Source organism: Sphingobium amiense, from assembly GCF_003967075.1.
GTDB classification, from domain to species: domain Bacteria; phylum Pseudomonadota; class Alphaproteobacteria; order Sphingomonadales; family Sphingomonadaceae; genus Sphingobium; species Sphingobium amiense.
This window is the reverse complement of record NZ_AP018664.1, coordinates 2,333,279-2,357,047: the sequence shown is the minus strand read 5'-3', so window position 1 is coordinate 2,357,047 and position 23,769 is coordinate 2,333,279. Positions and strand designations below refer to the sequence as shown.

The 23,769-nt window shown below is 66.9% G+C and carries 25 protein-coding genes; 23 read left to right on the top strand and 2 right to left on the bottom strand.

Annotation, left to right across the window (positions count from 1 at the left end):
- The first annotated feature begins 122 nt into the window (after positions 1-122).
- From SAMIE_RS11325 to tatC, 5 genes are all read left to right on the top strand, one after another.
- The gene (locus SAMIE_RS11325) at positions 123-893 is read left to right on the top strand and encodes a segregation and condensation protein A (protein ID WP_066699308.1); all 771 of its coding nucleotides are present in this window, start codon (positions 123-125) and stop codon (positions 891-893) included.
- Entirely contained in the window at positions 890-1,483 is a 594-nt protein-coding gene (gene scpB, locus SAMIE_RS11320; protein WP_066699310.1) for an SMC-Scp complex subunit ScpB, read from the top strand. The genes SAMIE_RS11325 and scpB overlap by 4 nt, the downstream gene beginning before the upstream one ends.
- A gap of 297 nt (positions 1,484-1,780) precedes the next feature.
- The gene (locus tag SAMIE_RS11315; protein WP_066699311.1) at positions 1,781-2,029 is read left to right on the top strand and encodes a twin-arginine translocase TatA/TatE family subunit; all 249 of its coding nucleotides are present in this window, start codon (positions 1,781-1,783) and stop codon (positions 2,027-2,029) included.
- A 32-nt stretch (positions 2,030-2,061) separates the two neighbouring features.
- The gene (gene tatB, locus SAMIE_RS11310; RefSeq protein ID WP_066699312.1) at positions 2,062-2,499 is read left to right on the top strand and encodes a Sec-independent protein translocase protein TatB; all 438 of its coding nucleotides are present in this window, start codon (positions 2,062-2,064) and stop codon (positions 2,497-2,499) included.
- The gene (tatC, locus tag SAMIE_RS11305) at positions 2,496-3,275 is read left to right on the top strand and encodes a twin-arginine translocase subunit TatC (protein WP_066699314.1); all 780 of its coding nucleotides are present in this window, start codon (positions 2,496-2,498) and stop codon (positions 3,273-3,275) included. The genes tatB and tatC overlap by 4 nt, the downstream gene beginning before the upstream one ends.
- A gap of 63 nt (positions 3,276-3,338) precedes the next feature.
- Here tatC and SAMIE_RS11300 read toward each other — a convergent pair whose 3' ends face one another.
- Positions 3,339-3,467 carry an entericidin A/B family lipoprotein gene (locus SAMIE_RS11300; RefSeq protein WP_066699317.1) on the bottom strand — a complete coding sequence of 43 codons (129 nt, stop codon included), beginning with the start codon at positions 3,465-3,467 and terminating at the stop codon, positions 3,339-3,341.
- A gap of 355 nt (positions 3,468-3,822) precedes the next feature.
- On the bottom strand, positions 3,823-4,776 hold the full coding sequence (locus SAMIE_RS11295; protein WP_066699320.1) for a cell wall hydrolase: 954 nt from the start codon (positions 4,774-4,776) through the stop codon (positions 3,823-3,825).
- A gap of 158 nt (positions 4,777-4,934) precedes the next feature.
- Between SAMIE_RS11295 and SAMIE_RS11290 the strand changes: the two genes are divergently transcribed.
- The 18 genes from SAMIE_RS11290 to SAMIE_RS11205 all read left to right on the top strand — a co-directional run bounded on the left by SAMIE_RS11290 (position 4,935) and on the right by SAMIE_RS11205 (position 23,767).
- Positions 4,935-5,930, top strand: a complete 996-nt coding sequence (locus SAMIE_RS11290; protein WP_066699474.1) for a cysteine synthase A — start codon at positions 4,935-4,937, stop codon at positions 5,928-5,930.
- A 41-nt stretch (positions 5,931-5,971) separates the two neighbouring features.
- Positions 5,972-6,283 carry a hypothetical protein gene (locus tag SAMIE_RS11285; protein ID WP_066699323.1) on the top strand — a complete coding sequence of 104 codons (312 nt, stop codon included), beginning with the start codon at positions 5,972-5,974 and terminating at the stop codon, positions 6,281-6,283.
- A gap of 31 nt (positions 6,284-6,314) precedes the next feature.
- On the top strand, positions 6,315-7,517 hold the full coding sequence (locus SAMIE_RS11280) for a DUF4350 domain-containing protein (RefSeq protein WP_066699325.1): 1,203 nt from the start codon (positions 6,315-6,317) through the stop codon (positions 7,515-7,517).
- Positions 7,518-7,709: 192 nt separating this feature from the next.
- Positions 7,710-8,207, top strand: coding sequence for a division/cell wall cluster transcriptional repressor MraZ (locus SAMIE_RS11275; protein ID WP_066699326.1), 498 nt, complete (start codon positions 7,710-7,712; stop codon positions 8,205-8,207).
- A complete protein-coding gene (gene rsmH / locus SAMIE_RS11270; RefSeq protein WP_066699328.1) occupies positions 8,204-9,154 on the top strand; it encodes a 16S rRNA (cytosine(1402)-N(4))-methyltransferase RsmH in 951 nt (316 codons plus the stop codon). The genes SAMIE_RS11275 and rsmH overlap by 4 nt, the downstream gene beginning before the upstream one ends.
- Entirely contained in the window at positions 9,151-9,801 is a 651-nt protein-coding gene (locus SAMIE_RS11265) for a colicin transporter (protein WP_066699333.1), read from the top strand. Before rsmH ends, SAMIE_RS11265 begins: the two co-directional genes overlap by 4 nt.
- Entirely contained in the window at positions 9,801-11,504 is a 1,704-nt protein-coding gene (locus SAMIE_RS11260) for a peptidoglycan D,D-transpeptidase FtsI family protein (RefSeq protein ID WP_066699336.1), read from the top strand. The genes SAMIE_RS11265 and SAMIE_RS11260 overlap by 1 nt, the downstream gene beginning before the upstream one ends.
- Complete coding sequence (locus SAMIE_RS11255; protein ID WP_066699340.1) at positions 11,504-12,952, top strand: UDP-N-acetylmuramoyl-L-alanyl-D-glutamate--2,6-diaminopimelate ligase; 1,449 nt, start codon at positions 11,504-11,506, stop codon at positions 12,950-12,952. The genes SAMIE_RS11260 and SAMIE_RS11255 overlap by 1 nt, the downstream gene beginning before the upstream one ends.
- A 73-nt stretch (positions 12,953-13,025) precedes the next feature.
- Positions 13,026-14,417 carry a UDP-N-acetylmuramoyl-tripeptide--D-alanyl-D-alanine ligase gene (locus SAMIE_RS11250; protein WP_066699476.1) on the top strand — a complete coding sequence of 464 codons (1,392 nt, stop codon included), beginning with the start codon at positions 13,026-13,028 and terminating at the stop codon, positions 14,415-14,417.
- Positions 14,417-15,490 (top strand): phospho-N-acetylmuramoyl-pentapeptide-transferase, encoded by a 1,074-nt coding sequence (mraY, locus tag SAMIE_RS11245; protein WP_066699341.1) that lies wholly within the window; start codon positions 14,417-14,419, stop codon positions 15,488-15,490. Before SAMIE_RS11250 ends, mraY begins: the two co-directional genes overlap by 1 nt.
- Before the next feature lie 4 nt (positions 15,491-15,494).
- Positions 15,495-16,808, top strand: a complete 1,314-nt coding sequence (murD, locus tag SAMIE_RS11240; RefSeq protein ID WP_066699343.1) for a UDP-N-acetylmuramoyl-L-alanine--D-glutamate ligase — start codon at positions 15,495-15,497, stop codon at positions 16,806-16,808.
- A gap of 46 nt (positions 16,809-16,854) precedes the next feature.
- Positions 16,855-18,057, top strand: coding sequence for an FtsW/RodA/SpoVE family cell cycle protein (locus SAMIE_RS11235; protein ID WP_066699348.1), 1,203 nt, complete (start codon positions 16,855-16,857; stop codon positions 18,055-18,057).
- Positions 18,054-19,220 carry an undecaprenyldiphospho-muramoylpentapeptide beta-N-acetylglucosaminyltransferase gene (murG, locus tag SAMIE_RS11230; protein WP_066699350.1) on the top strand — a complete coding sequence of 389 codons (1,167 nt, stop codon included), beginning with the start codon at positions 18,054-18,056 and terminating at the stop codon, positions 19,218-19,220. Before SAMIE_RS11235 ends, murG begins: the two co-directional genes overlap by 4 nt.
- The gene (gene murC, locus SAMIE_RS11225) at positions 19,217-20,644 is read left to right on the top strand and encodes a UDP-N-acetylmuramate--L-alanine ligase (protein WP_066699352.1); all 1,428 of its coding nucleotides are present in this window, start codon (positions 19,217-19,219) and stop codon (positions 20,642-20,644) included. The genes murG and murC overlap by 4 nt, the downstream gene beginning before the upstream one ends.
- Positions 20,644-20,841 (top strand): hypothetical protein, encoded by a 198-nt coding sequence (locus SAMIE_RS11220; RefSeq protein ID WP_066699354.1) that lies wholly within the window; start codon positions 20,644-20,646, stop codon positions 20,839-20,841. Before murC ends, SAMIE_RS11220 begins: the two co-directional genes overlap by 1 nt.
- Entirely contained in the window at positions 20,838-21,737 is a 900-nt protein-coding gene (gene murB, locus SAMIE_RS11215) for a UDP-N-acetylmuramate dehydrogenase (RefSeq protein ID WP_408641230.1), read from the top strand. Before SAMIE_RS11220 ends, murB begins: the two co-directional genes overlap by 4 nt.
- Positions 21,738-21,870: 133 nt before the next feature.
- Complete coding sequence (locus SAMIE_RS11210) at positions 21,871-22,836, top strand: D-alanine--D-alanine ligase (RefSeq protein ID WP_066699365.1); 966 nt, start codon at positions 21,871-21,873, stop codon at positions 22,834-22,836.
- Complete coding sequence (locus SAMIE_RS11205) at positions 22,829-23,767, top strand: cell division protein FtsQ/DivIB (protein WP_066699367.1); 939 nt, start codon at positions 22,829-22,831, stop codon at positions 23,765-23,767. Before SAMIE_RS11210 ends, SAMIE_RS11205 begins: the two co-directional genes overlap by 8 nt.
- Positions 23,768-23,769 lie beyond the last annotated feature (2 nt).

The following is a 23,769-nucleotide window of genomic DNA, read 5'->3' as shown; positions in this document are numbered from 1 at the left end:
TCCTCCCCTGCAAGGGGAGGGGGACCGTCGCGTAGCGATGGTGGAGGGGTGTCACGCTATCGACAGGGGGACACCCCTCCGTCAGACTTCGTCTGCCACCTCCCCTTGCAGGGGAGGATTTAATGGACGACCTCTTCGCTTCGCCCGTGGTTCCGCCGGTCCATACGCTGACCGTCAGCTTCGATAGCTGGGAGGGGCCGCTCGACCTGCTGCTGACGCTGGCGCGGGGGCAGAAGGTGGATCTGCGCGAAATCTCGATCCTGGCGCTGACCGAACAATATCTCGCCTTCATCGACAGCGCGCGGCAGTTGAAGCTGGAGCTGGCGGCGGACTATCTGGTGATGGCGGCGTGGCTTGCTTACCTCAAGTCAGCGCTGCTGCTGCCCAAGGCGGAGCAGCCCGATCCCAGTCCTGAGGAACTGGCGCTGCGCCTGCACCTGCGGCTTCAGCGCCTCAACGCCATGCGCGACGCCGCCGCCCGGCTGATGGCGCGCGACCGGATCGGGCGCGACGTGTTCGCCCGCCGCGCGCCCGAGGGGCTGCGCATGGTCCGAAAGGCGCAGTGGCAGGCGAGCCTCTACGATCTCATCGCCGCCTATGGGCAGGTCCGCGCGCGCACGCAGCCGGTCGTCCACACCATCGCCGTGCGTCCGGTCATGACGCTGGACGAGGCGATCCAGCGCGTCGGATCGCTGGTCGGCGCGGCACTCGACTGGACCCGGCTCGAAGCCTTTTTGCCCGAGGAACTGGACGCGCCGAGGGCGAAGTCGGCGCTGGCGAGCAGCTTTGTCGCGGCGCTCGAACTGGCGCGGCAGGGGCGGCTGGAGATCGCGCAGGAAGGCATCTTCGCGCCGCTCTACCTGCGCGCGGCGGTGCCGGAGGCGCGGGCGTGACGGAAGAGCCGGACGATTTCCTGCGCGCGGTGGAAGCGACGCTGTTCGTCGCCGAAGCGCCGCTGACGCCCGCCGAGATCCGGCTGCATGTGGGGGAAAGCGGCGACCTGTCCACGGCGCTGTCCGCCCTGGCGGATCATTATGCCGGGCGGGGCGTCAATCTGGTGGAGCGGGGCGGGCGCTGGCATTTCCAGACCGCGCCCGACCTCGCCCATATCCTGCGCCGCGAGAAGGACGAGATGCGCCGCCTGTCGCGCGCGGCGATGGAGACGCTGGCGATCATCGCCTATCATGAGCCGGTCAGCCGCGCGGAGATCGAGGCGATTCGCGGGGTTCAGGTGGCGAAGGGCACGCTCGACGTGCTGATGGAGGCAGGCTGGGTCCGCCCCGCCGGGCGGCGCGAAGTGCCGGGCCGTCCGCTGATTTATGCGACGACGCCCGAATTTCTCTCCCATTTCGGCCTTGGCAGCCGCCGCGACCTGCCCGGCGTGGACGATCTGCGCGCTGCGGGCCTGCTCGATCCGGTCGATCTGGCGCTGGAGGGTCTTGCGGGGCAATCCGTTGTGGAAAATGACGACGAAGACGCTTAGGGTGCAGGCCCATAAATTACGAGGATCGAGACAGGATTGTTCGGGATGCTGCGGGAGGAGAAGCGTGAAGAACGGGCCGGTTGCCCCGTTCGAGCGCTTCGACGCGCCGCAGCGCCCGGGCAATCCTGCCCCGAAGGGGTGGGACGAAAATGATCGCCGGAGCGGTCGAGCGCTCGCGAGATAGTCCCGCTATCCCGCTTCGCGCTCTCCCTCCCGGCAACCATTTTCGTCTCCATCTCGACCTCGCAATTTACGGGCCTGCACCCTAGATAGGGCTTCTGCTAGGAGTATATTAAAATGGGTTCCTTTTCGCTGATGCACTGGGTCATCGTGCTCCTGGTCGTCATGCTGCTGTTCGGTGGCGGCCGGATTTCCGGCCTGATGGGCGACGTGGCCAAGGGCATCAAGAGCTTCAAGAAGGGCATGGCCGAGGACGACGACGTGCCCGCCGCCAAGCCCGCCACCCGGATCGAGGGCCATCGCGTCCCCGAACAGGATTCGGGAACCACGGTTTCGGGCGCGACGGAAGAAAAGACCAAGGCCTGAGCCTCCTCTCCAGCACAGGCCGGTAGCGCCCCATGTTTGGTATCGATTCGTCCGAACTTCTGGTGATCGTCATCATCGCGGTGATCGTCATCGGTCCCAAGGATCTGCCGCGCGCGCTCTACAAGGTGGGGCAGATCGTGGGGAAGGCGCAGGGCATGGCGCGCCATTTCCGCACCGGCATCGACGCCATGGTGCGCGAGGTGGAGCTGGAAGAGCTGGAAAAGAAATGGGCTGCGCAGAACAAGCGCATCATGGACGAGCATCCGCCCGAAACCGCCGCTTCGCTGCCGTCGCCCGACCCGGAAGGGCATCCTTCCGCAGCGGCGCAATCCGCCGAGGCCGAGGTGCATCCGCCTGTCGTCGCAGAGCCTTCACCGCCCGCGTTTGCGCCGGCCGCCGCAGCCGAGGGGCCGCCCTATCTGGCGGGCGTGAACGGCGCGCCCGTGCGCAAGGGTGACGCGGCGGCATGATTTCCGACATCGACGACAGCAAGGCGCCGCTGCTCGACCATCTGATCGAGTTGCGCAGCCGCCTCCTCAAATGCGTCTACGCCCTCTTCGTCACGGGGGCGATCAGCTTCTATTTTTCCGACCAGCTTTTCGCGATCCTCGTCCATCCGCTGAAGGAAGCGTTCGGCGACGGGGGCGGGCGGCTGGTCTACACCAAGCTTTACGAAGCCTTCTTCGTGCAGGTGAAGATCGCGGTATTCGGCGCTTTCTGCCTCTCTTTCCCGATCATCGCCAATCAGCTCTGGGCCTTTGTCGCGCCGGGTCTTTATGCGAAGGAGAAGAAGGCGCTGCTGCCCTTCATCGTCGCGACGCCCTTCCTGTTCACCCTTGGCGCGAGCCTCGCCTATTTCGTGGTGATGCCGACGGCGTTTCATTTCTTCCTCGGCTATCAGGGGAACAGCAGCGGCCTTGCGGTGGAGGCGCTGCCCAGCGCGGACGCCTATCTCGGTCTCGTCATGCAGTTCATCCTCGCGTTCGGCATCTGCTTCCTGATGCCGGTGCTGCTGATGCTGCTGAACCGCGCGGGCTTCGTCAGCCGGGCGCAGCTCATCGGCCTGCGCCGATACATGATCGTCGCCGCATTCATTCTGGCGGCGGTGCTGACACCGCCCGATGTCGTGTCGCAATTGATGCTCGCGATCCCGCTGCTGCTGCTCTACGAAATCACGATCGTCGCCATCTGGTTCACCGACCGCAGGCAGGCGCGCGACGCGGCGGCGGAAGAAGCGTCCGCCTGACGCCGGCATAAAAAAGGCCCGCCGGTAAGGGCGGGCCATGCTAGGGAGCTAAAAGGGAAAGGCTTAGTCGGCGGCGTCCTGCACGGCCTTGCCCGCGCTCTGCACGTCGCGGCCAGCGCCTTCGACGGTGTTGCATGCGGCAACCAGGAGCGAGCCGGTCAGCAGCACGGCGGCCAGAATCTTCTTCGTCATCGAACGTCTCCTCTCGAAATCGGGCGCCCGCCACAGCGGGAACGAGAGGCAAAACCCGCCATGCGATATAACGTTCCGCAGACGGAAAGAATAAAGATTTCAGCGGAAAACCGGCCCCAAAAATGCTGAGCCCGGAACGCGTCGGGGGGGAAGACGTTCCGGGCTCATATTTTATGGATAGCAAGAGCGGGGGGCAAAAGATTTGCTATCCGGATGTAAGAACCATCCGGAGTGTCGATTGGTTCCGGTCCGACGCGAAAAAATGCAATTATTTTTCTGCGGCGATTTCAGCTACTTGCATGATTATCCAAGATTAAAGGATAAAATATTCCCCTGCGGCGGAAGGCGGCGGCGATCAGATCAGCGGACGGCCGCTGTTGCGATATTCCGGACGGATCGTCGATTGGGGAAGGGTGTCCTCAAAGGAGGGCGCAGGAGCGGCGGCAGGCGCGGGCGCAGAAGGCATCGGAGGGACAGCCAGCCCCGCCGCCATCATCTCGACCGGCTGGGCCGTCCGCGCAGGCCAGACCGTGCGCGCCGGTCCTGAAATCAGCTCCCGCCCGGCATAGACGCGCCCGAACGCCGCCGCCGATCCGTTGAAGCCGGGATTGCGATAAAAGATATGCGCGCCGATCACCGCCACCGGGCGCAAGCTGTCGGCCCATGAGGGATGAACGGCCAGCGTGTGATAATGGGTCGCAAGCCCGACCGGCGCATAAACCCGCCCGGCGAGCGCCTCCTGCGCCACGCGGCGCGCGCGCATCCATGCGACGGCGGCGGGAAGCCGCATCATAGACCCGTCGCAACTGAAGGTGAACTGGCATTTATAGTCGGCGCGCTCCGATCCTTCATAGACGACGCCGCAGACCGACGCGGGCCAGAGCGGATTGCGCGCCCGGTTGAGCACCACCTGCGCCACCGCGCGCTGGCCGTCCTCCGGCTCGTTCCCGGCTTCGTAATAGATGGCGGAGGTCAGGCAATTAAGCGCGCGATAGCTGTCGAGCGGGGTCAGCCCCCGGAACATGGCGGCGGGCGCGGCGGCGACCTGATCCAGGCCCAGCACATGCGCGCTGCGCACCGGCTCCGCGCCGGGGGCGGGATCGAAAGCGCCCTCGGCGAAGAAGAAGGCGGAGCCGGGGAAATTCTGTCCGCTCTCTTCGGCGGGATCGACGGGGCGATGGTCGCGCGAGACCGCCAGCATGTCGAGCGGCGCTGCAGTGATGAGGCGCGGCGCGACCAGCAGAAGCAGCGCGGCCAGCGCGATCGCCGCGCGACCATGCCATCCTGCCTGTTTCACTGTCGCCTGCATCCTGCCGCCCCTACAGCAAGGAGGCCGCCACTTCTTCACCCGATTTGGCCGCGTCCCGCATTGGGACGGCGGCCGCGCCAAAGGTTAAAATGCGCGCTTGAGGCGGGGCAGCATTCCCTTGCTTGGCAAAGCCGTGCGGCCTCGGCTATCCCGCTGTCATGCTTCACGCCTCCGACAGCCTCGCCCTCATCGGCAACACCCCGCTCGTCCGCCTCGCCGGTCCTTCAGAGGAAACCGGCTGCGACATCTTCGCCAAGTGCGAGTTCGCCAATCCCGGCGCGTCGGTGAAGGATCGCGCCGCGCTCTTCATCGTCAACGACGCTGAGGAAAAGGGGCTGCTCAAGCCCGGCGGCACCATCGTCGAAGGGACGGCGGGCAATACCGGCATCGGCCTCGCCCTCGTCGCCAGCGCCAAGGGATACCGGACGATAATCGTCATGCCCGAAACGCAGAGCCGCGAGAAGATGGACACGCTGCGCGCTCTGGGGGCAGAACTGGTGACGGTGCCCGCCGCCGCCTATTCCAATCCTGGCCATTTCGTCCACACCAGCCGCCGCATCGCGGAGGAGACGGAGAACGCGATCTGGGCGAACCAGTTCGACAATATCGCCAACCGCAAGGCGCATATCGTCGGGACCGCCGAGGAAATCTGGACACAGATGGAGGGCCGCATCGACGGGTTCACCTGCGCGGCGGGCACCGGCGGCACCATCGCGGGCGTCAGCCTTGGCCTCAAGGCGAAGGACGAGAGCGTCACCATCGCGCTCAGCGACCCCCATGGCGCGGCGCTCTACAATTATTACGCGCATGGCGAGCTGAAGGCCGAGGGCAGCAGCGTCGCCGAAGGGATCGGGCAGGGACGCATCACCGCCAATCTCGAAGGCGCGCCCATCGACACGCAGTTTCGCATCTCGGACGAAGAGGGGCTGCACTGGGTCCGCCGTCTGCTGAGCGAGGAGGGGCTGTGCCTTGGCCTCTCGTCCGGCATCAATGTGGCGGGCGCGGTGGCGCTGGCGAAGCAGTTGGGGCCGGGCAAACGCATCGCCACCATCCTGTGCGACACGGGCTTTCGCTATCTGTCCACGCTCTACAACCGGCAATGGCTGGAATCTAAGGGGTTGACGGTCTTCCCCTGGCTCGCGCACAATGGTTAATCGCCGACACGGGTCGCGGCGGGAAAACGCATAAGGGTTGCATGGCTGACACGCCCCGCCGACAGGAAGGGTTGCAGCGCGTCCAGATCGGCCTCACCGGGCTGGCGGGCGTGGTTCTGCTTGTGGGCCTCGCCAATATCGTCATCGAAAAGGCGCGGCTGGACGATCCCGCGCTGCCGCCGCCGGTCGTGCCGACGCTGACGCAGAACGCCGTCTCGCCCAAGGAGCCGCTGGCCGAACTCGGCGTCCAGCCCGCCCCGGAACAGGCGCCCATCGTTCCCGATCTCCAGCCCGATCCCAATATCCGCAAACCGATGGATCAGGACCCGAACCAGTCGTCGCAGCAGCGCTGAACGTGCAGGTCCGGGCAGGCATGTTCCGCCCATGAAGGCGGGCCTTTTCCGATTCCTCTGGCTCTGGCTGCCCGCGCTTGCTGTCTTTCTGGCCGGGCTGCATCGCGCCTGGCTGACGGGGCAGGCCGATCCGTGGGACTGGAGCATGGCCGCGGCGCCGGTCATGGCGGCGGCGGGGTTCGCGCTCGCGCGGCGTCCGGCGCCGGTGATGCTGTGGCTGGGCATCGGCGCGGCGGGCATGGCTCTCCTCTTCTGCGCTGTCGCATCGGCGCGCGCGCCTTCGCCCGTCGCCGCCGCCGGGTTGCTCGCGGTCGCGGCGGCATCGGGCGCGGGCGGGAGATGCATCCGTCGGCAGGGGCGGTCGCGCGCTTTGGGCCTTGGCGTGCTGATCGTGGCAGGACTGCTCGTCTGGCGCGGCCCTGCCCAGCCGCTGCGGCAGGCCGCGGACCGCCCCAAGCTGGCGGTCATCACCGCGCTCCCCCTGTTCTGGGCGGAACCGAGAGCGGGCGGGATGGAGCGGCGGGACGCGCCCATCGTCACCGTCCTGCGCACCCGCTTCACGGTCGAGCCGCTCGACGATCCGCTGCGCCTTGGCGCGAGCGGCGCGCGCCGCCTGCTGCTGGCGCAACCGCGTGCGATGACTCCGGCGCAGATGGTGGCGCTCGATGACTGGGTGCGGGGCGGGGGGCAGGCGCTGGTGCTCGCCGATCCGGCGCTGCGCTGGCCGTCCGCCCTGCCGCTCGGCGACCGCCGCCGCGCGCCGCCGGTCAGCCTGCTCGGTCCGCTGGCCGATCATTGGGGCATCCCGTTGTCCGGCAGGATGATCGCGGGGGAGGAGCGGCATTTCCTGCCCGATGGCGCGCTTGTCACCCTGTCCGGTGCGACGCTGGGGCCGGATGGCGTGGCCGTTACGCGGCGGATCGGGCGCGGCGCGGTGACTTTGGTGGGAGACGCGGACCCGATCGACGACAGGCTCTGGCTCGCCGATCCTGCTTCGCCGCTCGATCCCCGTATATGGAGCGCCGACACGCCTGCCGTGGTGGCGAACTGGCTGGGCGTGTCCATGTCCTCGCCCGGCATCTGGATGCGGCAGGCGGACGATGTCCTCGCGGCGATCCGCTGGGCGGTGCTGGCCGGGACAGGCTGGGCGATGCTGGGCGTGTGGGCCGTGCGCGGGGATAAGGGGCGGTCGTGCGCCAGAACAAAAAGAGAAAACAGGCTGGAAGAGGAGTAGAAAATCGGCTAATCCCGTTTCTCACCTGATTTTCCCAGCTCCTCCCAAAAAATCCCTTCACAGCCAAACCTATGCTTGGTAAGTAACCTGCATTGGGGTTTCAGGTGCTGATCGGTCCTGTGGCGTGGATTCGCTTTTGCGATTCCGGCGACGGGAAGCCTGTGCCCCAAGGAACAAGGGGCATTTTCCAGCGTGTCGGACGTCATCCTCTATTCGGGCAACGCGTTCAGCGTCGCGGACGGCAAAGGCCGGTTCGTGCTGCCCCTGGAGATGCGCAAGCTGGTCACGCAGGCGAGCGGCGGGCAGAACCGCCTGTGCCTGTCGGTCCATATGGACAATGGCTGCGCCACGGGTTTCGGCCTCAGCCACAAGATCCACCTGTTCGAGGAAGTCGAAAAGCTCGAACGGCAGGCCTATGAGGCCGGTCGCCCCTTCAACGCCGATCTGGAACGCGAAAACCGCCTCGGCACCATCGAGGACGTGAATTTCGACGATGGCGGGCGCTTCTTCCTGCACCCCGATATCAAGGAAGAAGCCCAAATCGACGACGCGATCTTCTTCTATGGCGTGGGCCGTTATTTCCAGATCTGGAAGCCCGAAGCGCTGGTCGCCAGCCCCGACCGCCCGGCGCTGATCCGCAACAAGGTCCAGCGCTGGATCGACGCCCGCGCCGCCGGAGCGGTCAAGTGAGCGCGCCCGCCGCCCCGCATGTCCCCGTCCTCCTCGCTGAAGTGCTCGACGCCCTTGCCATCGCCCCTGGCGAGGTGCATGTCGACGGCACTTTCGGCGCGGGCGGCTATTCCAGCGCCATGGCGCTGGCGGGTGCGCGCGTCTTCGCCTTCGACCGCGATCCCGATGCGATCCGGGAAGGACAGGCGGTGGCCGATGCGCATGGCATCGCGCTCATCCCCGGCGAATTTTCCCGGATGGAGGAACTGCTGGCCGACCGCGGCGTGACGGCGGTGGCGGGCGTCACGCTCGACATCGGCGTCTCCTCGATGCAGCTCGACCGGGCGGAGCGCGGCTTTTCCTTTCAGTCGGACGGTCCGCTCGACATGACCATGGCGCAGAACGGGATGAGCGCCGCCGATTTCCTCAACACCGCCCCGGAAGAGGATATCGCCGACGTCATCTACCGTTATGGCGAGGAACCGCGCTCGCGCCGCGTCGCCCGCGCCATCGTGGAGGCGCGCCCGCTGGAGCGCACGGCGCAGCTCGCCGCTGTGGTCCGCCGCGCGCTGGGTTACAAGCCGCATGACAAGAAAGACCCCGCGACCCGCACCTTTCAGGCGATCCGCATCCATGTGAACCGCGAACTGGAGGAGCTGGAGCGCGGCCTCGAAGCGGCCGAAGCGCTGCTGGAAGAAGGCGGGCGGCTGGCGGTCGTCACCTTCCACAGCCTTGAAGATCGCATCGTCAAGCAGTTCCTGCGCAACCGCAGCGGCGGGGAAGGGGCGGGATCGCGCCACCTGCCGCAACGGGCCGCCGGTCCTGCTCCCACCTTCGCCAAGCCTGCCAGAGCGGTGCGGCCCGGCGAGGCGGAACTCGCGCGCAACCCCCGCGCCCGGTCCGCCACGCTGCGCAGCGCCGTGCGCACTTCCGCCCCTGTTTCCTCCATCCGGAGCGCCCGCGCATGATCGCCGTCAAAAGACTGCAAAGCCTGATCTGGGTGATCCTCGTCGCGCTGGGGGCGCTGGGAGCCTATATGGTGTCGCTCAAGGTCGCGACCGAGCGCAACGAGCTGATGAAGGTGCGCGCCCAGATCGCGCGGGCGAAGGCGGACATCCGCTATCTGGAGACGGAATTCAGCGCCCGATCCTCGATGCGGCAGCTCGAAAGCTGGAACCAGCATGATTTCCTCTATGCGACCCCCACGGCGCAGCAATATCTGCGCGGGGAGCAGGCGCTGGCGCATCTCGACGGGGTGCAGCCCAACGGTCCCGATTATGTCGCGCCGCCGGTGATGGTCGCGATGGTCGAAACCCCCGCCGACCTGCCCGCCGCGACGCAGAAAGCGCCCGAAAGCCCCGCCGCAACCCAGATCCGCAGCGACATCGCCGTGATCCGCGAGGCGCACGCCGCCGACAATGTCGACCGGCTAGACAAGCCTGCGCCGAAAACGGCGGCGCAGCAGGCGAAGGCCGACGCGGACGTGTCGCGCCCCAACCCCGTCGCGCGCAAGGCTGAACGTATGGCGATGCTGGACGCCAAGCTGCTCGACGACAGCACGCTGGGCGACCTTACCGCCAAGGCGGCGCGCGAGAAACGCAAGGAGGTGCGCTGATGGCCACGATCATCGTCCAGCCCGGCGGTGCACGCGCCGGGCGGCAGCGGGTCGACCTGACAGCGACCGCGCACAACCGGCTGATGCTGCTGCTGATCCTGTTCCTCGCCATCACCGGCGTCCTTGTCCTCCGCCTGACCTGGGTGGGGGTTTTTTCGCATGGGGGGAGCGGCGGCGACGGGCTGGGCGGGCTGCTGCCCGCGCGCGCCGACATTGTGGACCGCAACGGCGTGCCCCTCGCCCGCACGATGGACGCCTATTCGATCGCGGTGCGCCCTTCGAAGCTGATCGGCGAACCCGCCGAACTCGCGCGCAAGCTGCACGAGATTTTTCCCGACGAACCCGAAGCGGCTTTCTATAAAAAGCTGACCGGGCGCGGCTGGGCCTATCTGCGCCGCCGCGCCATGCCGGAGGAAGTCGCGGCGGTGAACGCGCTCGGCGAAATCGGCATCGAATTTCCGCGCGAAAAGGAACGGCTCTATCCGCAGCGCACGCTCGCCGCGCATGTGCTGGGCTTTGCCCCCAATGCGGAGGGGCAGGGGGGCATGGGCGCGGAGGCCGCCTTCAACGACCGCCTGACCGATGCCGCGCGGCTGGGCCAGCCCTTCGCCCTTTCCATCGACAGCCGGGTGCAGGGCGCGCTGGAAAGCGAGCTTTACGCGCAACTCGTCCAGACGCGCGCGAAGGGCGCGGGCGGCATCATCATGGACGCCAACACCGGCGAGATCATCGCCATGGCCTCGATTCCCGTGTTCGATCCCAACAAGCTCCAGAATTATGCGGGTAAGAGGTGCAGCGAATCGCCGCTCTGCAACCATATGGTGCAGGCGCGCTACGAACTGGGTTCCTCCTTCAAGCCACTGTCCATCGCCGCCGCCATGGACGCGGGCGTCGTCACTTCCATGAGCAAGCGCTATGACGCGACCGCGCCGCTTCCCATCGGCGGTTTCCGCATCAAGGACGACCATCCGCTCGGCCGCTGGATCAACGTGCCCGAAATCCTCGTGCACAGCTCCAACATCGGCACCGCGCGCATCGCCGATGAAATGGGCGCGGCGCCGCTCCAGAAGCTGTTCCGCAGCCTCGATTTCGATCAGCGCGCACCCATTGAGTTCCATGAACGCGCGGCGGGTCTGTGGCCTTCCAACTGGGGCCGCATCACCAGCATGACGACATCCTACGGCCATGGCATCGCGGTGACGCCGCTGCACCTCGCCGCCGCCTATGCCGCGCTGGTCAATGGCGGCATCTGGCGGCCCGCCACCGTGCGCAAGCTCGACCCCACCAATGTTCCCGAAGGCCGCCGCGTCTTTTCCGCCGCCACCAGCGCGCGGATGCGCCAACTGTTGCGGATGATCGTCGCGGCGGGTACAGGACGGAGCGCCGACGCCAAGGGTTTCCGGGTGGGCGGCAAGACGGGTTCCGCTGAAAAGCCCCAGGAAGGGCGCTATAACAAGACTTCGCTGGTGACGACTTTCGCTTCTGCCTTCCCGATGGACAATCCCCGCTACGTCGTGGTCGCGATCATGGACGAGGCGACGGGTCAATATGGCCTGCGCACCGCCGCATGGACCGCCGCGCCCGTGGTCAAGCGCGTGGTTGAGCGGGTCGGCCCGATGCTGGGCGTGATGCCGGACGAACAGCGCGACGTCGATATTTCCGATCTCATGCCGCTGCTCCACGGCGACGCGGAGAAGGAATGATGCGTCTGGGATCGCTTGTCGAAGGGCTGGGTGCGGACGCGGGCGGGAACGCCGACGCGCCCGTCACCGGCTTCGCCATCGACAATCGCAAGGTCGCGCCCGGCACCGTCTTCGGCGCATTTCAGGGTCTGCGCGTCAATGGCGAGGATTTCATCGCTGACGCCGTGAAGGCGGGCGCGGTCGCGGTCGTCGCGCGGCCTGAAGCGAAAGTGGAGGGCGCGGCGCATATCGCCGACCCCAATCCCCGCCGCCTCTTTGCGCAGATGGCCGCGCGCTTCTTCGCGCCCTTCCCCGACGTGACCGTCGCCGTCACCGGCACCAACGGCAAGACCAGCACCGTCGAACTGGCGCGCCAGATCTGGCGGATGCTGGGGCACAAGTCGGCCTCCATCGGCACGCTGGGCGTCACCACTTCGGTCGATCAGGTGTCGACGGGTCTCACCACGCCGGACATCGTCACCTTCCTCGCCAACATGTCGGGCCTGAAGCGCGAGGGCATCACCCATGCCGCGTTCGAAGCGTCGAGCCACGGTCTCGACCAGTATCGCACCGAAGGGCTGCCCGTTATGGCGGGCGCTTTCACCAACCTGTCGCGCGACCATCTCGACTATCATGGCGATATGGACAGCTATTTCGACGCCAAGATGCGGCTGTTCGACGAGGTGGTGAATGCAGATGGCCACGCGGTCATCTGGGCGGACGACGAATGGTCCGGCAAGGCGATCCAGCGCGCACGCAAGCGGGGGCTTCGTGTGCTGAGCGTCGGGGTGCAGGGGCAGGGCTTGCGCCTTGCCAACCGCACCCCGACCCAGTTGGGTCAGACGCTGGAGATCGAGGCGGCCCAGGAACTTGGAGGCCAGGCCTATAAGATCAACCTGCCGCTGATCGGCGCCTACCAGGCGGCGAATGCGCTGACGGCGGCGGGCCTCGTCATCGCGACCGGCGGGGAGACCGCGAAGGTGCTGGAGCTGCTCGCCCGCGTGCAACCGGTGCGCGGACGGCTGGAGCGCGCCGTCATCACCCGCGCGGGCGCGCCGGTCTATGTCGATTACGCCCATACGCCCGACGGTCTGCGCGCCGCGATCGAGGCGCTGCGGCCCCATACGCGCGGGCGGCTCATCACCCTGTTCGGCGCGGGCGGGGATCGCGACGCGGGCAAGCGCCCGCAGATGGGCAAGGTCGCCGCCGACCTGTCCGACCATGTCATCGTGACCGACGACAATCCGCGTTCGGAAGAGCCTTCCGCCATCCGCGCCGCCGTGATGGCGGGCGCACCCGGAGCGGAGGAGATTGGCGGCCGCCGCCCCGCTATTGCTGCCGCCATAGCGCAGGCGGGGGCGGACGACATCGTGCTGCTGGCGGGGAAGGGGCATGAACAGGGCCAGATCATCGGCGATCGGGTGCTGCCCTTCGACGATGTGACCGTTGCGCGGGAGTGCGCGGGGTGATGCGCCGCGCTCTCACATCCGTTCGGTTCGCGTGGCTGCTTCTCGACTTCGCTCGAAGCGAACGGGGATGGTGATGACCCCGCTCTGGACGTTCGCCGAGATCGCTGAAGCCACGGGCGGCGCCGCGTCGGCGCCGTTCGCCGTTTCGGGCGTTGCGTTCGACAGCCGGGAAGTCGGGCCGGGCGACCTGTTCGTCGCGATGAGGGGCGAGGCGACGGACGGCCACAAATTCGTCGGCAAGGCGTTTGATCAGGGCGCAGCCGGGGCCATCGTCAGCGAAGCGGTCGATCACCCCCATATCCTCGTCCCCGACAGCGCCGCCGCGCTCGAAGCACTGGGCCGCGCGTCGCGCAGGCGCATGAGCGGCAAGGTGATCGGCGTCACCGGGTCGGTCGGCAAGACGGGCACGAAGGAAGCCCTGTTTCTCGCCCTCGACCGTGCCTGTCCCGATCGGGTGCATCGGTCGGTCAAGAGCTACAACAACCATGTCGGCGTGCCGCTGAGCCTTTCGCGGATGCCGCGCGAAACCGCGTTCGGCGTGTTCGAAATGGGCATGAACCATGCGGGCGAACTCGCCGCGCTCACGCGTCAGGTCCGTCCGCACGTCGCCATCGTCACCGCCATCGCGCCCGCGCACATCGAATTTTTCGGCACCGAGGAAAAGATTGCGGAAGCCAAGGCCGAGATATTCGAGGGGCTGGAACCCGGCGGCACGGCCATCATCCCCTATGACAGCCCGCATGTCGCGACGCTCTATGCCAAGGCGGAGCGGCACGCCGCCCATATCCTGACCTTCGGCATGAGCGAAGGGGCGGACGTGCGCGCGCTCGATGTCGTGCGCTCCCCCAGCGGCGGGAGCATCGTGACGGCGACGCTGCCCAATGCGGACATCTGCTTCACGGTCGGAGCGCCCGGCGATCACTGGGTGTCGAATGCGCTCGCCGTGCTGGCGGCGGTCGAGGCGGTGGGCGGCGATCTGGCGGCAGCGGGCCTTGCGCTCGCGGAAATGCCGGGGCTGCCGGGCCGGGGCGAACGCCGCGTCCTGCCGGTTGCGGGCGGCGAAGCGCTGCTGATCGATGAAAGCTACAACGCCAATCCGCTGTCGATGGCGGCGACGCTCAAGCAACTGGGCCGCGAACAGGCGGGCCGCCGCATCGCGATCCTCGGCGGGATGCGCGAACTGGGCGACCGCAGCGCCGACCTTCACGCCGGGCTGGCCGATCCGCTCGCCGAAAATGGCGTCGATTATGCGATCCTCGTCGGCGCGGAAATGACCCCGCTGGCCGATGCACTGGGCGGCGGCATTCCCCATGCGCATGTGCCCGACACGGCGGCCGCCATCCCCCTCATCCAGACCGAAATGCGCGCGGGCGACGCGATCCTCGTCAAGGGTTCGAACGGGGTGGGCCTGTCCCGCCTCGTCGCCGCCCTTGCCGACGCCGCCCGTGACGGAGACACAGACTGATGCTCTACTGGCTTGCCCAGACCATGGATTTCGCGGGGATCTTCAACCTCATCCGCTACCTGTCCTTCCGCGCGGGCGCGTCCATCGCGACGGCGCTGATGATCGGGCTGCTGATCGGTCCGCGCTTCATCGGCTGGCTGCGCGTGCGGCAGGGCAAGGGCCAGCCGATCCGCGACGACGGCCCGCAGAGCCACCTCGCCAAGCGCGGCACGCCGACCATGGGCGGCCTCATGATCCTGACCTCGATGGTCGCGTCCGTCCTTTTGTGGATGGACCTGTCGTCCATCTATGTCTGGGCCTGCCTGTTCGTGACTTTGGGCTTCGGCGCGATCGGCTTCCTCGACGATTATGACAAGGTGACGAAGGCCAGCCACAAGGGGCTTTCGGGCAAGGCGCGGCTGCTGGCGGAGTTTCTGATCGCGGGTGTCGCCTCCTGGATGATCGTCCACAGCCATGGCAACACCGCGCTCTACGTGCCTTTCTACAACGGTCCGGCCATCGAGCTTGGCCCCTTCTATTTCTGTTTCGCGGCCTTCGTGATCGTGGCGTTCGGCAATGCGGTGAACCTGACGGACGGCCTCGACGGCCTTGCGACCATGCCGGTCATCATCGCCAGCCTCGCTTTCCTCCTCATCGTCTATCTCGTCGGGCGCGCGGACTTCGCGACCTATCTCGGCATCCCGCATGTGCCGGGCGCGGGCAACCTGACGATCCTGTGCGGCGCGATCATCGGGGCGGGCCTCGCCTTCCTCTGGTTCAACGCGCCGCCCGCCGCCGTCTTCATGGGCGACACCGGGTCGCTGGCGCTGGGCGGCACCATCGGCGTGATCGCGGTGACGGCGCATCATGAGATCGTGCTGGGCATCATCGGCGGCCTTTTTGTGGTCGAGGCGCTGTCTGTCATCATCCAGGTCTTCTTCTACAAGCGCACCGGCAAGCGCGTGTTCAAGATGGCGCCGATCCACCATCATTTCGAACAGATGGGCTGGGCCGAACCGACCGTGGTGATCCGCTTCTGGATCATCGCCTTCGTGCTGGCCCTCGCCGGTCTCGCCACGCTGAAGCTGCGGTGATCGCATGATCGTATCCGACGCTTTCCGGGGCAAGACCTACGCCGTGCTCGGCCTCGCCCGATCCGGCCTCGCCACGGTCGAAACGCTGGCGGCGAGCGGCGCGCGCGTCGTGGCATGGGACAGCCGCGAGGAAGCGCGCGCTCTGGTCGAAGGGAAAGCCGAACTCGGCGATCCGATGGAGATCGACCTTGCGGGCTTCGACGGCATCGTCGTGTCGCCCGGCGTGCCATTGAACCGCCATCCCATCGCCATGCGCGCGAAGCTGGCGGGCGTGCCGATCATCGGCGACATCGAACTGTTCGCGCTCGCCCGCCCGACGCTCCCGCCGCACAAGGTGGTCGGCATCACCGGCACCAATGGCAAGTCGACCACCACCGCGCTGATCCATCACATCGTTCAGCAGGCGGGCTATCCTACCGTCATGGGCGGCAATATCGGCCTGCCGATCCTGAGCCAGCCGCCGCTGGAGCCGAACCTCAAGGGCGCGGGCGTCTATGTGCTGGAACTGTCGAGCTACCAGATCGACCTGACGCAGAGCCTCGACTGCGATGTCGCGGTGCTGCTCAACATCACGCCCGATCATCTGGATCGCTACAATGGGTTCGAGGGCTATGTGGCGTCCAAGGCGCGGCTGTTCGAGATGCAGTCGGCCGGCCATGCCGCGGTGATCGCGACGCAGGACGATCCGAGCCGCTCGATTGCTCAAGGTCTGAACGCCAGCGTCGTCGAAGTGGCCTCCACCGACATCGACCCGGTCGATCAACTCGGCTGGCCCTCGCTCCAAGGGCCGCACAATGCGCAGAACGCGGCTGTCGCCATCGCTGTCGCACAGGCGCTCGGCATAGACGAAGCAACCATCGCCAATGCCCTCGCCAGCTACGCCTCGCTGCCCCACCGCATGCAGGCGGTCGGCACCCGCAACGGCGTCCTCTACGTCAACGACAGCAAGGCGACCAATCCCGCCTCCACCGCGCCCGCGCTCGCCGCATGGCCCGCAAAGGACGGCAAGGCGCGCATCCACTGGATCGTCGGCGGCCTTGCCAAGACCGACAATCTGGACGAGTGCGCGCCGCATTTCGCGAACGTCGCCCATGCCTACACCATCGGCGAAGCGGGGCATATGTTCGCCGATCTGCTGCGCCCGCATATGGCCGTGGACGACAGCGAGATGCTAAGCGCCGCCGTCCGCCGTGCCGCACGCATCGCGCAGCCGGGCGACGTGGTGCTGCTTTCCCCCGCCTGCGCCAGTTTCGACCAGTTCCGCGATTTCGAGGCGCGGGGCGACGCCTTCGTCGCGGCGGTCGAGGCACTCGAATAGAAGAACGAGCGGGGGCAGGGGCATGAACAGGGAAGGCGGAACGGGCATGTTCAGACCGGGCGAACTGGTGAAAGGCTTCAAGGGCCGCACCGTCCCGCGCGAGCGCACGGCGCTGGCCATCTGGTTCTGGGAGATCGACCGCGTGCTCCTGTCGCTGATCGTCACGCTGATGGCGATCGGCCTCGTCGCGGTCGCCGCCGCATCGCCCGTCGCCGCCATCGACCGTTCGACGGCGCAGGTCGCGGTCAATCCGCTCATCTATTTCTACCGTCAGTTGATGTGGGTGTTCATCGGCCTGCCGATCATGCTCGTCATTTCCATGCTGCCCCGTCCGCAGGCGCGGCGGCTGGCGATCTTCTTCTGCGCCTTCTTCTTCCTGATGCTGCTCGCCGTGCCGCTCCTCGGCAGCACGGTCAACGGCGCGAAGCGCTGGATCGACCTGCCCGGTTTCCGTTTCCAGCCGTCCGAGTTCCTCAAGCCCGCCTATGTCGTTACGATCGCGTGGCTGCTGTCGCTGCGCACGAAGGATATGAGCCTGCCGGTGATGCCGCTGACCGGCGCGCTGACGCTCCTGATCGCGGCGATCCTGATGAAGCAGCCGGACTTCGGCCAGACCGTCATCTTCCTCGCCTGCTGGGGGTGCCTGCTGCTGCTGTCGGGGCTGGAGATGAAGTGGATCGCGATGCTGGGCGGCGTGGGCCTCGCGGGCCTCGTCGGCGTCTACATGTTCTATGAGAACGGGCGGCAGCGGATCAACGACTTCCTCGGCATCGGCGTCCAGATGGACACGGGACCGGACCAGACCGATCTCGCCTTCCGCACCATCACCCATGGCGGTTTTACCGGCGTCGGGCCGGGCGGCGGGCAGAACAAGTTCCGCCTGCCCGAAGCGCATACCGACTATATTTTTTCCGTCATCGGGGAGGAGTTCGGCCTGCTCGCCTGCATCGCCATCGCCTGCGTCTATCTCGCCATCGTGGTCCGCGTGTTGCTGCGCCTGCTGGACGAGGAGGATAATTTTACCATTCTCGCCGCCGCGGGCCTCACCACCCAGTTCGGGTTGCAGGCGATCATCAATATGGGCGTCAATGCGCAGATATTTCCTTCGAAGGGCATGACGCTGCCCTTTATCAGCTATGGCGGCTCCTCTATGCTGGCGCTTTGTATCGGCGTCGGCCTGCTGCTCGCATTCACGCGGCGCAATCCCTTCATGGGTCGGCACACGGTCGTCAAATGGAGTGGTCGATGAGCATTTCCCGTCACTTCGTCCTCGCCGCCGGTGGGACGGGGGGCCATATGATTCCCGCTCATGCAGTGGCGGAGGAGCTGATGGCGCGCGGCCACCGCGTCGCGCTCGTCACCGATGAGCGCGGGGCGAAGATCCCCGGCATCTTCGAAAGCGCGCAGGTCCATGTCATGCCCGCCGGGCGCATGACGAAGAACCCGGCAAGCTGGCCCGGCGCATTGAAGGCGATCCTCGCCGGGCGGGCGATGGCGCGGCGGCTCAACGAAACCTTCCGCCCCACCGCTGTCGTGGGATTCGGCGGCTATCCCGCCATGCCCGCGCTGCTGGGCGCGCTGGCGGACGGCATTCCGACCGCGATCCACGAGCAGAACGCGGTGCTGGGCCGCGTCAACCGCCTGCTTGCGGGCCGGGTCGACGCCATCGCCACCGCTTATCCCGATGTGCAGCGCCTCAGGCGCCGCCATGCCGACAAGGTGCATCTGGTCGGTAACCCGGTGCGCGAGGAAGTGAAGCAGCTCCGCGAGGAGGAATTTCCCGCGCTGACCGACGAAAGCGTCTTCCGCGTCCTCGTCATCGGCGGCAGTCAGGGTGCGACGATCCTGTCGAGCGTGGTGCCCGAGGGGCTGTCGATGCTGCCCATCGCGCTGCGCCGCCGCCTTCAGGTGACGCAGCAGTGCCGCGCCGAGGACATCGAGCGCGTGCGGAAGGTCTATGCGGAGATGGAAATCCCCGCCGACCTTGCCACCTATTTCAACGACGTGCCCGAAAAGCTCGGCTGGTCGCATCTGGTGATCGCGCGGGCGGGGGCATCGACGCTGGCCGAACTGACATGCGCGGGCCGCCCGGCGATCCTCATTCCGTTGCCGAGCGCGATGGACGATCACCAGACCGCCAATGCGCGCGAAATGAGCGAAGCGGGCGGCGCGCGCACGATCCCGCAGAACCGCTTCACCGCCGTCGAACTCGCCAAGCAGATGCAGAAAATGGCGATGGAACCCGGCGCGCTCCAGAATGCGGCGAAACGCGCATGGAATTGTGGCCGCCCCGACGCCGCGCGCGACATGGCCGACCTGCTCGAAAGCATCGGCAAGGCGCCGATCATGAATGACCCCGTCAAGGTCGGCCCGACGCCGACCACGCTCAATCTCCAGGGAGTTCCCGCATGAAGGGTGTCGGCACCGACATCGGCACGATCCATTTCATCGGCATCGGCGGCATCGGCATGTCCGGCATCGCCGAGGTGATGCACAATCTGGGCTACTCCGTGCAGGGCTCCGACATGGCCGAAGGCTATGTGATCGAAGGGCTGCGCAGCAAAGGCATCAGGGTGATGATCGGCCACAAGGCCGAAAATCTGGGCGACGCCGCCGTGGTCGTCACTTCGACCGCGATCAAGCGCGGCAACCCGGAGGTGGAGCTGGCGCTGGAAAACCGCATTCCCGTCATCCGCCGCGCGGAGATGCTGGCGGAACTGATGCGATTGAAGTCCACCGTCGCGGTCGCGGGCACCCATGGCAAGACCACGACGACTTCGATGGTGGCTGCGCTGCTGGACGCCGGCGGGGTGGACCCGACCGTCATCAACGGCGGCATCATCAACAGCTACGGCTCCAACGCGCGTCTGGGCAACAGCGACTGGATGGTGGTGGAGGCGGACGAGAGCGACGGCAGCTTCCTGCGGCTCGACGGCACGCTGGCGGTCGTCACCAATATCGACCCCGAACATCTCGACCATTATGGCAGCTTCGACCGGGTGAAGGACGCTTTCGTCGAGTTCGTCGGCAATGTGCCTTTCTATGGCGCGGCGATGCTGTGCCTCGACCATCCCGAAGTGCAGGCCATCCTGCCGCGCGTGCAGGACCGGCGCATCGTCACCTACGGCTTTTCGGCGCAGGCGGACCTTCGCGGAGAGAATGTCCAGCCCATACCCGGCGGCAACCGCTTCGACGTGCAGATTCGCGAGCGGGACGGATCGACCCGCCGGATCGAGGGGATCGAACTGCCGATGCCGGGCCGCCATAATGTGCTCAATGCCATGGCGGCGATTGGCGTGGCGCTGCAGATGGGTATCGACGACGCGACGATCCAGACCGGCTTTTCGAAGTTCGGCGGGGTAAAGCGCCGCTTCACCAAGGTCGGCGAAATCGCGGTCGGCGGCGGCGTTGCCACCGTGATCGACGATTACGGCCACCACCCGGTCGAGATCAAGGCGGTGCTCGCCGCGGCGCGAGAGGGGGCGAAAGGCCGCGTCATCGCCGTGGTCCAGCCGCACCGCTTCACCCGCCTGCACGATCTGATGGACGAGTTCCAGCAGGCGTTCAACGACGCCGACATCGTCTATGCCGCGCCCGTCTACACCGCGGGCGAGCAGCCGATCGAGGGCGTGGACAGCGCCGCGCTGGTCGCTGGCCTCAAGCGGCGCGGCCACCGCAACGCCGCCACCGTGGCGGACGCCGCCGATCTCGCCGCGCACATCGCCGCCGACATCCAGCCAGACGATATGGTCATCTGCCTCGGCGCGGGCGACATCACCAAATGGGCGGCGGGCCTTGCGCCTGCGGTCGCGGAAAAAGCGAAGGAAGCCGCCTGATGTTCGAGCTGTTCGCCGTGGGCCTCGAAATGCAGAAGCGCATGATCGACGCGCAGATGAAGGGGATCGAAGTCGCGCGCGACATGGTCGACGCGGCGCAGCGCCAGGTCGAAACCAGCCGCGCAGCGCAGCAGGCTGGCGAAGCGAACATGCGCGCGGTGAAGGGCTGGATGAACCTGTGGGGCTTTCGTTCTTGAGCGAAACCCTTGCCCTTCCTTCCGTGCGCGGTTCGCTGAAAGCCGATGCGCCGCTTGCACCGCTCGTCTGGTTCAAGGCGGGCGGCGCGGCGCAATGGCTGTTCGAGCCGCAGGATGCGGACGACCTCTCCGCCTTTCTGCGCGACCTCGATCCTTCGGTGTCGGTCATGGCGCTGGGCCTCGGCTCCAACCTCATCGTGCGCGATGGCGGCGTGCCCGGCGTGGTCGTTCGCCTCGGCAAGCCCTTCGCGAAAGTGGAGCGGCTGGACGCCACCACTCTGACCTGCGGCGGCGGCGCTTCGGGTATTCTCGTCTCATCGACCGCGCGCGACGCGGGCATCGCCGGACTTGAGTTTCTCCGCTCCATCCCCGGCACCGTGGGCGGCTTCGTGCGCATGAACGGCGGCGCTTATGGCCGCGAGACGTGCGACATCCTTGTCGAAGCGGACATCGTCCTGCGCTCGGGCGAGCGGGTGACGCTCGCCAACGCCGACCTTGGCTATACCTACCGCCACTCGACCCTGCCCGAAGGGGCTGTCGTGGTGAGCGCGACATTTCGAGGCCGCCCCGGCGATCCCGCCGCGATCCAGGCCGAAATGGACCGCATCGCCGCCGCGCGCGAGGAAAGCCAGCCGCTGCGCAGCAAGACCGGCGGATCGACCTTCAAGAACCCGGACGGGCACAAGGCGTGGCAGCTCGTCGATCAAGCGGGCTGTCGCGGCCTCCAGATCGGCGGCGCGCAGGTGAGCGAGAAGCATACCAACTTCCTGCTCAACACCGGAGACGCCACCAGCGCCGACATAGAAGCGCTGGGCGAGGAAGTCCGTCGCCGGGTCAAAGACAAAAGTGGAATAGAATTGGAATGGGAAATTCAGCGCGTGGGGTTGGCGAAGTGAGCGACCTTGACACCCCGTTCGCCCTGAGCCTGCCGAAGGGCAAGGCTGAGCGCAGCGAAGCCACTTCGCCTTCGGCTCAGTGCGGGGCTTCGACTTCGCTCAGCCTGAACGGCCATTATACTGTGCGTTTTCTATGACCCGCGGTCCCTGGCATGTCGCCGTCCTGATGGGCGGATGGTCGGCGGAGCGGCCGGTGTCGCTGTCGAGCGGGGAGGGCGTCGCCAAGGCGCTGGAGCAGCGCGGCCACCGCGTCACCCGCATCGACATGGACCGCAACGTCGCCCAGCGGCTCGCCGAAGCGAAGGCGGACGTGGTCTTCAACGCGCTGCACGGCGTTCCGGGCGAGGACGGCACCATTCAGGGTCTCATGGACCTGATGGGTCTCACCTACACGCATAGCGGCCTTGCCACCTCGGTCATCGCCATTGATAAGCAACTGACCAAGCAGGCGCTCGTCCCGCACGGCATCCCGATGCCCGGCGGCAATATCGTCGAAAGCGAAAGCCTGTTCGACGGCGACCCGCTGCCGCGCCCCTATGTGCTGAAACCCGTCAACGAAGGCAGCTCTGTCGGCGTCGCCATCGTGACGGCGGAGGGCAATTACGGGAACCCAATCGCGCGCGACAGCGTGGGGCCGTGGCAGGATTTCCCGCAGCTTCTGGCCGAACCCTATATTCGCGGCCGCGAACTGACGACCGCCGTGCTGGGCGACGAGGCGCTGCTCGTCACCGAATTGCGGCCCAAGAGCGGCTTTTACGATTTCGACGCCAAATATACCGACGGCATGACCGAACATGTCTGCCCCGCCGACATCCCGGCGGAAATCGGGGAGGCGTGCAAGGCGATCGCGCTGCGCGCCCATCAGTTGCTTGGCTGCAAGGGTGCGTCGCGTTCCGACTTCCGCTGGGACGACAGTCAGGGCGTCGAGGGGCTGTTCCTGCTGGAGGTCAACACCCAGCCGGGCATGACGCCATTGAGCCTCGTGCCCGAACAGGCGGCCAGGCTGGGTATTGACTATGCGACTCTAGTCGAGATGATTGTCGAGGAGGCGCTGGGCCGCGCCGCCAATGCAGCAAGGGCGGGGGAGAAACATGGCTGAAGCACGCATCCGGCGCGGCGGCACCGCCCGGCTCAGCAGCGCCAAGGGGCGCGCGACGAAGGGCGGTCGCGGCCGGGCGCTCAAGCGCCAGAGCTGGGTCGATCAGGTGATCGAGCATCTCCCCGTCAGCGAAGCCACGCTTCAGCGCATGGCGAGCTGGGCCATCGTCGCGATCATCGGCGGCGTCGTCATCGGCATCGCGATCTTCGCGGGCGTCCCCGGCATGATGCGCGCGCAGGCCGCCGATCTTGCCGCGCGCGCCGGGTTCGAGGTCGACAAGGTCGAGGTGCGCGGCGTCGAGCGGATGGACGAGCTGCCCGTCTACAATATCGCGCTGGGGCAGGTGGACCGCTCGATGCTCTCGCTCGACCTGCCGAAAGTGCGCGAGGAGATGCTGAAACTGGGCTGGGTCAAGGACGCGCGCATTTCCCGCCGCCTGCCCGACACGCTGGTCGTCGACATCGTGGAGCGTGAACCGGTCGCCGTGTGGCAGCATGAAGGCCAGTTGCACCTGATCGACGTCAACGGCGTGGTGTTGCAGGCGGTGTCGGCCAGCGCGATGCCCGACCTGCCGCTGGTCGTCGGTCCCAATGCGAACCGGCAGACGGCAGGCCTCAACAAGCTGATGGAAAATGCGCCGGCGCTGAAACCGATGCTGGCGGGCGCGACATGGGTCGGCAACCGCCGCTGGGATCTGCGCTTCCAGTCGGGCGAGACGCTCTCGCTGCCCGAAGGCGAGAAATCCTCCGCCTCCGCGCTGGTGAATTTCGCGCGGATGGACGGCGTCAACCGGCTGCTGGGGCGCGGCATCGTGAAGTTCGACATGCGCGATCCCGACCGCTTCGTCCTGCGGCTGCCGCAGGGGCAGGTTCAGGAAAAGCCGACCGACGCCTCCGCCGACAAGGCTCCGTCCCAGGGTGAGGAAGGCTGATC

Bases quoted from the DNA above. Each gene is read 5' to 3' on its own strand.
- SAMIE_RS11315 (WP_066699311.1), top strand. From the start codon at position 1,781: ATGGGTTCCTTTTCGCTGATGCACTGGGTCATCGTGCTCCTGGTCGTC.
- SAMIE_RS11255 (WP_066699340.1), top strand. From the start codon at position 11,504: ATGCGTCTGGGATCGCTTGTCGAAGGGCTGGGTGCGGACGCGGGCGGG.
- tatC (WP_066699314.1), top strand. From the start codon at position 2,496: ATGATTTCCGACATCGACGACAGCAAGGCGCCGCTGCTCGACCATCTG.
- SAMIE_RS11285 (WP_066699323.1), top strand. From the start codon at position 5,972: ATGGCTGACACGCCCCGCCGACAGGAAGGGTTGCAGCGCGTCCAGATC.
- SAMIE_RS11260 (WP_066699336.1), top strand. From the start codon at position 9,801: ATGGCCACGATCATCGTCCAGCCCGGCGGTGCACGCGCCGGGCGGCAG.
- murC (WP_066699352.1), top strand. From the start codon at position 19,217: ATGAAGGGTGTCGGCACCGACATCGGCACGATCCATTTCATCGGCATC.
- SAMIE_RS11205 (WP_066699367.1), top strand. From the start codon at position 22,829: ATGGCTGAAGCACGCATCCGGCGCGGCGGCACCGCCCGGCTCAGCAGC.
- SAMIE_RS11295 (WP_066699320.1), bottom strand. From the start codon at position 4,776: ATGCAGGCGACAGTGAAACAGGCAGGATGGCATGGTCGCGCGGCGATC.
- SAMIE_RS11290 (WP_066699474.1), top strand. From the start codon at position 4,935: ATGCTTCACGCCTCCGACAGCCTCGCCCTCATCGGCAACACCCCGCTC.
- SAMIE_RS11250 (WP_066699476.1), top strand. From the start codon at position 13,026: ATGACCCCGCTCTGGACGTTCGCCGAGATCGCTGAAGCCACGGGCGGC.
- SAMIE_RS11210 (WP_066699365.1), top strand. From the start codon at position 21,871: ATGACCCGCGGTCCCTGGCATGTCGCCGTCCTGATGGGCGGATGGTCG.
- SAMIE_RS11325 (WP_066699308.1), top strand. From the start codon at position 123: ATGGACGACCTCTTCGCTTCGCCCGTGGTTCCGCCGGTCCATACGCTG.
- mraY (WP_066699341.1), top strand. From the start codon at position 14,417: ATGCTCTACTGGCTTGCCCAGACCATGGATTTCGCGGGGATCTTCAAC.
- tatB (WP_066699312.1), top strand. From the start codon at position 2,062: ATGTTTGGTATCGATTCGTCCGAACTTCTGGTGATCGTCATCATCGCG.
- SAMIE_RS11265 (WP_066699333.1), top strand. From the start codon at position 9,151: ATGATCGCCGTCAAAAGACTGCAAAGCCTGATCTGGGTGATCCTCGTC.
- SAMIE_RS11235 (WP_066699348.1), top strand. From the start codon at position 16,855: ATGTTCAGACCGGGCGAACTGGTGAAAGGCTTCAAGGGCCGCACCGTC.
- murG (WP_066699350.1), top strand. From the start codon at position 18,054: ATGAGCATTTCCCGTCACTTCGTCCTCGCCGCCGGTGGGACGGGGGGC.
- SAMIE_RS11280 (WP_066699325.1), top strand. From the start codon at position 6,315: ATGAAGGCGGGCCTTTTCCGATTCCTCTGGCTCTGGCTGCCCGCGCTT.
- SAMIE_RS11300 (WP_066699317.1), bottom strand. From the start codon at position 3,467: ATGACGAAGAAGATTCTGGCCGCCGTGCTGCTGACCGGCTCGCTCCTG.
- SAMIE_RS11220 (WP_066699354.1), top strand. From the start codon at position 20,644: ATGTTCGAGCTGTTCGCCGTGGGCCTCGAAATGCAGAAGCGCATGATC.
- murD (WP_066699343.1), top strand. From the start codon at position 15,495: ATGATCGTATCCGACGCTTTCCGGGGCAAGACCTACGCCGTGCTCGGC.